The 10,865-nt window shown below is 29.6% G+C and carries 10 protein-coding genes; 3 read left to right on the top strand and 7 right to left on the bottom strand.

Annotation, left to right across the window (positions count from 1 at the left end):
- Positions 1-492 precede the first annotated feature (492 nt).
- Positions 493-804 carry a DUF3892 domain-containing protein gene (locus tag ACJAX4_RS18040; RefSeq protein ID WP_435790837.1) on the top strand — a complete coding sequence of 104 codons (312 nt, stop codon included), beginning with the start codon at positions 493-495 and terminating at the stop codon, positions 802-804.
- A gap of 497 nt (positions 805-1,301) precedes the next feature.
- On the opposite strand, the gene ACJAX4_RS18035 is transcribed toward ACJAX4_RS18040, so the two are convergent.
- The 7 genes from ACJAX4_RS18035 to ACJAX4_RS18005 form a co-directional block, all read right to left on the bottom strand.
- A complete protein-coding gene (locus tag ACJAX4_RS18035; protein WP_435790836.1) occupies positions 1,302-1,703 on the bottom strand; it encodes a hypothetical protein in 402 nt (133 codons plus the stop codon).
- Between the two features lie 267 nt (positions 1,704-1,970).
- Entirely contained in the window at positions 1,971-2,681 is a 711-nt protein-coding gene (locus ACJAX4_RS18030; RefSeq protein WP_435790835.1) for a hypothetical protein, read from the bottom strand.
- 1,138 nt (positions 2,682-3,819) lie between these two features.
- Positions 3,820-4,227, bottom strand: a complete 408-nt coding sequence (locus ACJAX4_RS18025; protein WP_435790834.1) for a hypothetical protein — start codon at positions 4,225-4,227, stop codon at positions 3,820-3,822.
- Between the two features lie 137 nt (positions 4,228-4,364).
- Positions 4,365-4,661, bottom strand: a complete 297-nt coding sequence (locus tag ACJAX4_RS18020; protein WP_435790833.1) for a hypothetical protein — start codon at positions 4,659-4,661, stop codon at positions 4,365-4,367.
- Positions 4,661-5,452 (bottom strand): ParA family protein, encoded by a 792-nt coding sequence (locus ACJAX4_RS18015; RefSeq protein ID WP_435790832.1) that lies wholly within the window; start codon positions 5,450-5,452, stop codon positions 4,661-4,663. The genes ACJAX4_RS18020 and ACJAX4_RS18015 overlap by 1 nt, the downstream gene beginning before the upstream one ends.
- Positions 5,453-6,897: 1,445 nt before the next feature.
- Positions 6,898-7,299, bottom strand: coding sequence for a hypothetical protein (locus ACJAX4_RS18010; RefSeq protein WP_435790831.1), 402 nt, complete (start codon positions 7,297-7,299; stop codon positions 6,898-6,900).
- Position 7,300: 1 nt separating this feature from the next.
- Positions 7,301-7,501: a helix-turn-helix transcriptional regulator gene (locus tag ACJAX4_RS18005; protein WP_435790830.1), complete on the bottom strand. Its 201-nt coding sequence runs from the start codon at positions 7,499-7,501 to the stop codon at positions 7,301-7,303.
- A 765-nt stretch (positions 7,502-8,266) separates the two neighbouring features.
- Here ACJAX4_RS18005 and ACJAX4_RS18000 point away from each other — a divergent pair.
- Together ACJAX4_RS18000 and ACJAX4_RS17995 are read left to right on the top strand one after the other, a co-directional pair.
- On the top strand, positions 8,267-8,959 hold the full coding sequence (locus ACJAX4_RS18000) for a hypothetical protein (RefSeq protein WP_435790829.1): 693 nt from the start codon (positions 8,267-8,269) through the stop codon (positions 8,957-8,959).
- Positions 8,960-9,359: 400 nt separating this feature from the next.
- Complete coding sequence (locus ACJAX4_RS17995; RefSeq protein WP_435790828.1) at positions 9,360-10,844, top strand: DNA-binding response regulator; 1,485 nt, start codon at positions 9,360-9,362, stop codon at positions 10,842-10,844.
- Positions 10,845-10,865: the final 21 nt, after the last annotated feature.

The following is a 10,865-nucleotide window of genomic DNA, read 5'->3' as shown; positions in this document are numbered from 1 at the left end:
TACAGAAGAGGGTATATTGCTTAGGAACATAGGTAATCATGATAAAACTTTAAGTAATCCATAATATTTTAAAGAGCCATCTGATTTCAGATAGCTCTTTTTTTCATTCTGTTCAATATAACATTTTATTATATTGTATGTTCTTGATTATTTAAAGAGGTATATTCACCACTTTATGTGTAATTTAATAATATACTTTTCATATTAATAATAACCCAAATATAAGTAAGAGAAAGTAGTCATATTATAGGGAATGATTTATAAAGGATATCGTCTTCATTTGTAGAAATTAAATATTATGAGGTGAAAGAAGGGAGAAAAGTAATATGTCAGCGACTCAAAACACATGGGTACGAGATTAGATATACAGTACCAGGTGGTGGAGCATATACTGTTTCCTGTGAAAATCCATATTGCAGAAATCAGCCACCTAGAAATGTTTTATTGCTATTTTAAAAAATATACTACTAATACCTAATAAGGAGATTTTTTATGGCTAAATGGGCAACTTACTTAATTTCAGAAGTACATTATAAAGAAACAGAGAAGTATAAGAATATTGAAAAAGTTAAAGTTCATGAAGATAATGACAGTTCTGTAAGTGCTGGAAGCATCTGGACAAGGGAAAAAGTAATTACAAGTATTGATCAAGGGTACTCATTCTGTACAATTTATAAAAATGTTCAAGGCAAATGGACTAAAGGTGCTAAAGTTGAGAAAATACTAATTGATGGCGTATATTATTTGAGAACCGATGCCAATAAAGTAAAAGAGGATAATTTGGACAAATTACCTGAGTTTTAGAAAATGACTTTGATTCGAACAAATATACGAATTATGTAGATCCAATTGAATGTTAAATTAATTTGTTTTTACATAACTAGTTTCTATTAATTTAATTAAGCTAAATTTAGAAGACAAGCTCTAAGCCTTGATGAATAAGGAATGGAGCTTGTTTTATTTTTTATTATAAGGGTTCTCGCCAACATTTCTCTGAATCACACCAACAGTATTAAATAATAACTTTAAATCAAGTGATATCAATCCTTTAGTTTTAAAACAAACAATTCTACACAAAGGTATACCTTTGTGTAGAATTGAAAAACTATAAAATGTATTCGTAAAGTATAACAAAACATTTAGGGTAGTTTTGCCTATCCCCTCCAAAAGTTATATTAGACTGATAAAATACCCGTTGAAGGTATTTATTTTAACCTTTTTAAAATATTCGAAAGTTACACAATATGCTTGTGTAACTTTCGGTTCCTTGATTTAACGCTTTACAAGCGTTTAAATAAAAATTACTTTGCTTCAACATTTTCAATCTTAAATTTATCTATAACAGTTTTACCATCTTTATTATAAAGAGGTATGTATCTAATAGATTTTCTATTCTCTTGTTGTTCTATGGCTTCCTGTGGAGTGTTGGGAGGATTTGGGTCAAGGTCAGAAGTCATAATATAACCAATTGTACCATCTATCCCAATAGCAGACACTAAATCAGATTTTTTTATCTCAGGTGAACCATCATAATTACGCCCATATGTTTGCTCATTTTTATTTATGAGGTAGGGGCTCTTGTTTTTAATATTTTGCTTTTCTAAATTGGTATTTGCTAAATAGTCTAAACGCTGTCCATCACTAGTATATAAGATTATTAATAAAATAAGTATGCTAAATTGATATAATTTTTTATATCTCATAACTAACACTATCCTTTCTTAAATAGTATTTAGAATAAGTTATTGTCTGTAAATATTTTAAAACCTTGCAAATGTATTAATAACCACATTATATCATATAATATGGTTATTATCCCTGCTATGAATTAATATTATTCATATATAAAAATTCATTTTAACTCACATCGTTCTTATTTTGTAGCTGTTTTTACAAATAATTTACATACGCCAATGTATTTCACATGGAAGAATGACTCAATATTTTTAAATGAAAACCGCAAAAAGATATTACTTTGCTTCAACATTTTCAATTTTAAATTCATCTATAACAGTTTTACCCTCTTTATCATAAAGAGGTATTGTTCTCGAATTATTATTTTTTTGAGCTATAGCTTCTTCAGGTGTAGTATGATCCTTTCCATTTAAGTCAGAAGAAAGGACATATCCACATGTTCCTTTCATTCCAATAGATTCAATTAAATCTGGTCCGGATCCTAAATCCGAATCATAAACACCTGAACCGTATGTTTGGCCATTTTTATTTATTGCATATGATACATTTGATTTTAATTCTAAAAAAGGGCTTTTGTATAAAGAATAAGTGCTATATCCATTTCCATTATATATTTTCACATTACCATAACTATAGTAGTTACCTTTAACAGAAGTTCCAGCAGTTTGTATAGATTCACTAGATATACTAATATTATTATATTTCCAGTCAGTGGATTGAATTAGCTGATCAGCTTCGTTGAATAGTTTGGCTTGTACACCAAGACAACCTGCTCCACTATTACCACTCTGTCTCGTGAGAGTAGTATCCGCTTCTATTTTGTCATATCTGTGCTCAACATTTGCGTAAGCTTTGTAAGTTACACCATCTTCAACTATTGTACGCTCAGAAGTAGCAATGCCAGCAAAAACCACACTTGCAGAACATATTGTAATAATAGAAACACAAAGAATTAAGCTTAAAAATTTATTAATTAATCTTTTCATATTAACCTCCCGAAGTTTATTTTTATTTAATAATTTAATTTTAATCACTCCTTTCTTGAATTTAAAAACTTAAACTATTACACAAATTTATAATTTTTATTTAACGTGTAATATATGTCAGTATTCTACATAAAATTCTATATACCTTTATTTTACTTCATTGATAATATTTAAATTAAATGGTTATTTATAATCAACTATCTGTAAATGTAGAAATTGTGGAGCGAACTTAGAAATAGATAGTATGATTTAAATAAAAACTTTTCCGAAAGTAACACAAATGTAATTGAGTTACATTCACATTGGCTGTATTGCCCATTCCTTAAAAATTTCATTTTGAATGTAACATATCGTATTGACTTGTTACGTTCAATGTATCATAAATAAGTTGAATTATAATGCTAACCCGCCGCAGTCAAAGGCTAGTCCACATCCAATTTTCTCCTTCATGCTTCATGCGAAAATCGGATGTGGCACAAGCTCTTTCACTGCTCCTGGTCCATAAGGAAGCTTTGGACAATCTCACTCACTGCCAACAGTTAAAACAATATAGTAAGGTACCTGAGAATTCATCTTTCTATTTAGTATTAGTAGCAGTCAGTAAACTTATCCAAAGCAAATGAAATAATTCCCCTACCCCCAGGGGAAACAATTCATGCTTATACGCAGCAAGAATTGCATTTATATTTAAAATGCCGATAATATATAAATGGATGGATTCAAGAGCATAATTGCTTAGTTAAATTTAACAAAATGCTTAATAACTTATATATATCAATCCTTTAGGGTTGATGTACAATATACGAATATTACCTACCACTTTATGTCCTTGTATCTTTTACTAATTATAATTTTAATTATTTTGATTAATGACACAACAGCTAAGGTCAAAAATCCAAATGTTAGTACATTGAATAGTTTTAAAAGCAATATTAGACCTAAAACAATATAACAAAATCCCGCTATTAACTCTATTAATCTTTGAACAAAGTGACTTTTATTTGTTACATTATTGTTTTTAGTATTCATTTTTATTAGTTTCTTAGACCTATAGAGTGTCATAAAAATACGCTAAAAAAAACACCTGTGTGTTTTTTTTAGCGTATTGAAATTACATCGAAATTGCATATTATGGGCGCTATTTTTTAAGAATTTCCAGCCCAAGTTCTAAATCACTTTTCTCCATAACTTTTTCTATAGTCCCTTTTTTAAGTTCACCTGCTAGAGCTAAAAGATTAGTTAAAACTTTGCTAAGCTCCTGGAGCTGCATTTGAGGTTTAGCAAGATCTGATTCAATTTTAGTTGTTAATGTTTCTTCGTACTGCCATTTAGATATTTGATTTTCATATAAACATATATAGTCAAATTGTTCTGTAAATACCTTAATAACTCTTTCGATTATTTCATCATTTAAAACATATGGTTTAGGCTTGGCTTGCAAGAGATTTTCATACTGAGTTTTAGCTTCTTGTAGTTGATCAGATACCATTGTAGATAGCATAGGTAACATACTAATAGGGTGCCAATTTTGTTCTTCTTTCTCCATAATTTTAATCCTTTCAAATATAATGTTTTTAATATATTATGTTCCCTTTTATTGCACATTTTTAAGGACTCATTAGCTATTATATTAGCTAATGCAATCATTAATATAATAATTTATATATTAATTATTACATTAATTTATTTAATACCTAGAACATGTTTTAATATATCATTTACAAGTTTACTTTCGCTTACATTCTGCTCTTTAGCTATTTTTTTTATTTCATCAATTGCATTTGTTTCTAAATAATAGGTTTTATTTTTAGAGTTTTTAGATTTTTTTTCTATAATATCATCAAGATTAAATCCAGTTTGTTTTAGTGTTTTATCTTCTACTTCTATTGAAACTATAACATCATCAGTTTTTTGTTTTTTTCCAGAATCTAATATTTCAAAGCTGCGATTTTGTACAGCTTTATCAAATTTATTTGCCATTATAAAATACCTCTTCCCTTCATTTCATTAATAAGTTCTACATATGATTTATATCCTGCGGATGATCTACAATAAATATTTATAGGTTTTGCTTCTAACTCAGCTTCTTTTAATTTAACATTCATAGGTATTACAGTATTAAAAAGTATGTCTTTAACTTCATCATTTCTTTTACAATAATCTCTAAATTGAGATGAAAGATTCATTCTTTTATCATACATGTTAATCAGGAATCCTTTTATATTATTTTCTATTTTTAAGCGTTTTCTTATATCATTCCAAAGAGCCAAAAATAGTTCAGAGCCTTCTACTGAATTCATACTAATATCAGATACAAGTATAATATCAGTTGCAGCTACCAAAGCATTTTGATTAATTATGCTCATGGAAGGATTTGTATCTATAAGTATATAGTCATAGGTATTAAAATGTTTTAAATTATCTTCAATATAGTTAATAAGTATATTCTCCCTACCAGCTAAGCTGACAAGCTTTAATTCCGTAGCGGTTAAAAATATAGAACTTGGAATAACATCAAGAGATGGGAGCTCTTTAACTGGTGATTTTATAACTACGTTTTCAAATTCAATATCATCTTCTAAAATATTTTTAATGCTTTTAAAGTTTTCTGAGGTTCGATCTATACCAAAATTATTTGTACTATTGCCTTGAGGATCCACATCAATAACAAGTATTTTTTTACCCTCTTCTGCAAGTAACCCTGCTATATTAAATAAACTAGAACTTTTTCCAACACCGCCCTTTAGGGTGCTAAAAGATATTATTTTCAATGTAACCCCTCCTAATAATATATTAACTAATACATTAGAAATTATACTAATTTATATATTAATTTATATATTAACAATACTATTATATTATATAATAGTAAATACTTTTCTAATATAAAATATAATATCGATAATAAAGCAGTGTTGGTATTATTGACGCAACTAGAATAAAGAAGATAAATTAAACGGGCTCAATAGTTGCATTCTTAGGAGCATTCATCTAGGGTTCATAAAAATTGAGCTGTTTTAATTTTTAAGAATTTATCTCCCCAGCCCCAAAGTGGAGTTTCTAGGGTAATCATTTGGGGTCAAGGAAGCTTTGGACAATCTTACTCACTGCTCAGAAATAAACTAATCTATTAAGGTACCTAAGCATTATTCTTTCTATTTAGTATTAGTAGCAGTCAGTAAACTTGCCCAAAGCAAAAGAAAATAATTCCCCCTTCCCCCAGGGGTAAAAAAGTCCTACATCTATGCTGCAGGATTTTTTTTATTGACGCCAACATTAAAAAAAAATCTACGCATTTTACGTAGATCCTCGCGACCCTCGGGTGAAAAATGGACAGGTTTCTCACCTCATCCTCTCAGAGCAGTACCGTTTGTTTTGTGAATTTATAGTTTCAAAAAAAGAAGTTTTAGTAGAGGTCAGAAACTCGTCCATTTTTCACGGCAAATGGACAGGCCTATCAGCCACTTCGTCCCTCAGTAGCTGGGCTAGTCCATTTGCTTGCCGCCTACAAGTTTTAAAAAAAATTTTAATCTAAATAATCTCCTAACTGGACCTAATAGTATTGTTAATTTAAATTAAAGCTTATTATAATAATTATTTTAAATTAAATATATTACTTCTACTATTATTGTTACTTCTAGTATAGGGAATTTGGAAGGACAAGTTCATGGCACGTATACCGTCACCCAAAAAGAGAACCAGCTTCAGCCTAAGAATCTCTAAGCTTCCCATTGTTTTCGTCCCTCAAACCCTGGGAAACTAAGAGATACTAATGCCAAAGCTGGTCCTTTTTTGGGTACCCGACGGCGTGCATGAGGTTTAGGTAAATTTAAATTGTTGTTAATTTAAGTTTTCTATATAAATAATCATAAAAAAAAGAGGTCTACGCAGCCCTTTCGATAAAGCTCGCTCCAGCCACCACCACCGCGACCTTTACCGAAAGGGCACTGTTATTCATACAAGGTCCCAAAGTGCCCGGGAAATTACGCTGAAGACCCGTGGCTCGATAAATTTCTAATACGAAATTTAACGACCCACTAGAGTCTTTAATAGTCGCTAATTTTAGAAGTTTGGATCCACGCACGCATATGTAGTTTAATCATGTCCTTAAATCTAAATACGTACGCCGCCGATGGACAAGTTGGTGATAAACCTACAACTTGCACAAGGTGGCTGGTGCTTACAAATATTCTTGTTCACTATTTAATTTCAGTTATTAATATTTAGATTTACAAACTAAATAACTAATAAATTTTATTATAAGTGCACTACCTATAACCACCATAATTACATCATAAGAATCCATTTTAATTTTTTCTGTCTTAATTAAAATTTCAAATATAACCATAAAAGCAAATATCCAGTCAAAACTCATGCTTTTAGATTTGTCACTAACGAATTTTTTTCTTTCATCTTCATATCGTTCATTTGTGTTGTTTTTTGTTTTCCTTAATATATAAATAAGATAAATTAAACATAGTCCACCCAATATAAACAAAACAAAAGCGTTATCTTTTTTGGTAATAACAGCAAAAATCCCTAATAATATACTAGAAAATGACCAAACTATAGCACGTCCAAACTTTGAATCAATTTCTTTTGGCTTTTTATTTTCCATTTTATAATTCCTCCTCAAAAATAAATACTTCTTCAATATTTTTGTTAAATACTTTTGATATTTTATAAGCTAGCATAATTGAAGGGTTATACTTTCCCTTTTCTAAAGATATTATTGTCTGCCTTGAGGTTTCTAATGATTTTGCTAAATCTTCTTGTGTTAAATTTCTTCCTTCTCTTAATTCTTTAATACGATTTTTCATTTAAGCACCTCTTTTAATGTAAAGTTAACATTACATTTGATTATATATCAATAAATGGTAAATGTAAAGCTGATTTTACATAGATATATTTTTTTATACACGAATCGTTGCTATCCACCTATTTGATTGAGTAATGCGCTAGTGTCATTTCTAGGGTCAATCCTCACGGGTCCTATGGAACGTCGCAAACCATAAGCTTAACTGGCATTAAAACGCCCAGTTAAGCTAAAGTTTGCGACATTCCATATCGGGGCAGGGCTCTGGGGTCTTTTATAATGCGTAAGGTTTAGGTGCTTATTAATTTTTATATTATATTAAAGTTAGTTACTCTCTAGCGCCCTCGCCTATCGGGTCGGACAAGTTAAAAAATTATAGTTCATATTATAAAAAATCTTTATTTTTTTTATAATCGCAAATTCTATTTATTTTTATTTGAAGTAATGCAATAATTTTAATTAATAATTAATATGCCCTATGATATGCTTCGGACATATTAATAGGTATCAGCACTGCATCATTATTCGTTGCAAATAAAGGTATATAAGAGGTGTTACTGAGCAACTACAAGTAAACACTATTTAATAAAATCAAATTAGCAACTACAAAGAAACACTTATGCAACATCAAAAAAAGCTATAAAGAAAAATTTATATTTGGCATTTCATAAATATAAATTTTTCTTTATAACTTTTATGATATTATTATTAATAACTACAAAGTGTTTATAAGGTGTGCATAAGGTGTGTACAAAGGAGGGTTAGGACTATGAGTAAAGCAAAAGAATTAAATTTACCTATTGAAAAATTAATAGAAATAGCAAAGGCTCTTAATAAAAATACTATAGCTAATAAAGACAAAAATAAAGAAGAAAAAATTTCAACAGATAAATTTATAAAAGATACTTTTAATGTAAACAGAAAAGACTATATAGAAACAATTAAAGGTACAGGTGTAGGGTATAATAAATCTACTTTTTTATATGATATTCCGGATGCAACAGAGGGTAAAAAGAAGAGCCAATTTAGCAACACCTTAGTAACACCCGTTGAAAATAAAGGTTCTACGCAGAATTTATCAAATAATTCACAAGAAACATTTCTTGAGAAAATAAATAGCAACACTAAGGTAATACCGGTAAAAAAATATAACAATAATACTTCGGTGGTACTTAAAACAGAAGTAAGAGACGCTGTTAAAGCTACTATAAAAACGGAATATCCTGAAATAGAAGAAATGATTAATTGGTATAGAAATCAGAAAACTAATGAAAACATAATAGATGTTCCAGAAATAGAACTAAGTAATTCAATGCTCAAGGGAGATGTTGTAAGTAGAAGTGTTAAAACTTATAAGATAGCGCTTGATGAATTCGTTGGATTTTGCAAGGAGCGAAAGGAAACACAAAAGGATCTTATAGCACTTGCTTTGGTAGAATTTATAAATAAATATAGAAGATGAGTTAACAAGGAAAAGAAGAAGAATAAATATTATAAAAACTTGAAAATATAGGTAATGAATAGTAATATTAAATCAGATAAAATTACAACAAACAAAGTAAAATTACAAAATTTTACAAATAAAAAGTAATCAGGGGTTAACTATATCCCAAAAAACAACTCTTGAACACAAAAGTTTGGACGACTTCATTCAAGAGTTTCATTTAACCTGATATCTTCCCCGATTAAGAGAAATATATCTTTAAATATTCTATTTAGTTTATACATTCATATTAATATAGTTGTTGATAATAGTCAATATGCGTGTAGATTAAATAAAGTATTCAGCACCGAAGGTGACGATTAATAGATATAGTGCCGCACTCTTTATTCGGGTTACAAAAGAATTGGAGGGCTTTTTTATGCTGGCAGAAAAAAAACACATGGATGACTTAAGTGAGATTATAAGAAATTTAGCTATAGCACCAGTAGAAGCCGTGATTAACAGTGAACAAGTATCACAGGCAGAGATGCAAATAGATCTTTTACATAAAAATGATGATGGATATATAACTATAGCCCTTAAAAAGGGAAGTACCTGGAAGCAGCATCATTACAAAGTGGACGAGCTTAAAGAAAATATAGGCAAGGTTATGGGTGTAGATGATGCAAATATATATTTAAGTCCCAATTCTTTTTATAGACCCAAGCGGCGTATAGAAAATATAAGAAAATTAAATTCATTATTTATAGATTTAGATTACTATACAATGGAACAGTACAAAGGATTAAGTGCAGATCAGATTATATGGCTACTTGAAAAAGTTTATTTTAGGAGAGCTGTTCCACCGCCTAGTTTTATAGTTATATCAGGTCAAGGTATAGTTATTTACTGGCTTATAGAGCCAGTTCCATATATGCTCCTGCCTCTTTGGAATGCGGTTCAAAAATTTTTTTTAGAAAAGTTAAAGGAAATAGGTGCTGATGCCAAATCAATTGATGCAGCTAGAGTATGTAGACTAACAGGTACTACCAATCAAAAAAATGGACAAGCAACTGAGATATTAGTTTTTAATGAAGAAAGGTATGAGCTTCGGGATATTCAAGAGCAGTATCTTCCAGAGCTAAATGACTATGTTAAAAATCCAAGTGTAAAAAAAAGAGGAAGAAAATCAGGAGTTGTAAAACTATTCAATCTTTACAGTCTTCATCATGCAAGGCTCATGGATGTAGTAGAGCTCCAAACCTTTAGAAAAGGATATTGTCGAGATGAAAACGGAGAACTAGTAGAAAAAAATCAAAGAGAGCTTATGTGTTTTTTATATAGGTACTGGGCATGTTGTTTTACTAGTGACCTTAATAAGGCGCTAGAGGATACTTTAGAGTTTAACAAGGGATTTATATGTCCGTTGCCTGAGAATGAAGTTAGAAGCCAGACGTCGCAGGCAGAAAAGGCTTATAAATTATGGCTTGAGAATGAATTTAATTCAAGTTCAAAAAAAGATATAGAGCAATTAAAAATTGATTTTGAAGAAGACATAGTCAAAAAGAAAAATATAACTGGATATAAATATAAAGGTTATAACTATAAAAATACAACGCTTATAGGCCTTTTAAATATTATTGAAGAGGAGATGGGCCAACTTAAGACTATTATTAATACTAAAGAAGTTAAGAAAAGAAATAACCAGAATCATAAGGTAAGACAGAAAGCTAAATATAGAGATGAAACGGGGTTAACTAAAAGAGAGCGAGAAACGGTAAATAAGATAATGGCAGTAAAAGAATTAAAAGATAAAGGATTAAGTCAAAATGAGATTGCTAAAATGTTAAGTATAGGGATAGCTACAGTTAAGAGATATTACAAGAAAATAAAGGAAGATTTGCAAAAAAGTTTGGTATCATGAAACATTCCGATAATATTATGG

This window comes from Clostridium sp. (assembly GCF_051278035.1).
Lineage (GTDB): Bacteria > Bacillota > Clostridia > Clostridiales > Clostridiaceae > Clostridium_AD.
Note: the sequence above shows the minus strand (reverse complement) of the source record. Positions and strands in the feature narration are given on the sequence as shown.